This window comes from Acidimicrobiales bacterium, assembly GCA_030747595.1.
Lineage (GTDB): Bacteria > Actinomycetota > Acidimicrobiia > Acidimicrobiales > MedAcidi-G1 > UBA9410.
The window spans coordinates 1-502 of the sequence record JASLKK010000085.1 but is presented as its reverse complement, the minus strand read 5'-3'; the positions used below and the strand labels follow the sequence as shown (position 1 = coordinate 502).

Below are 502 nucleotides of genomic sequence, written 5' to 3'. Positions count from 1 at the left end.
GACATGGTGTGGGCCAAGAGCTTCGGCAACTGGAAAGGTGAGCAGGTCGAGTCGGTAGCGGTCGACTCGTCGGGCAACGTGTACACCACCGGGATGAGCTTTGGGACAGTCGACTTCGATCCGGGTCCCGGTACCACCAACCTTGGGGATGACTACAGCAACGCGTTTGTGTCGAAGCTGGATTCCTCAGGGAACCTGGCGCCTGCGGTTGCAGCCACCCCCGGGACCCCCGGGTTCACGTTGTCGACAACCTCGGTGTCAGTGGCGGAATCTGGTACGACTGCCACATTCAGTGTCGTGCTTGACACACAACCGGCAGGCAATGTGGTCATTTACGCATTCTCCAGCGACCCCGGTGAAGCTCAGGTAGGTGCTCCTTTGACGTTCACATCTTCGAACTGGGCTACTCCTCAGAATTTCACGATCACAGGTCGTGACGATTCAATCGTTGAGGGTAACCAGCAGGCGATCTTCACCGTGAAGATCGACGACGACCTGAGTC

Annotated in this window: 1 protein-coding gene; it reads left to right on the top strand. The window is 57.8% G+C overall.

Annotated features, from left to right (window positions below; all coding sequences use genetic code 11):
- On the top strand, positions 1-502 hold a 502-nt coding region (locus QF777_12240), incomplete at both ends, for an SBBP repeat-containing protein (protein ID MDP6912292.1).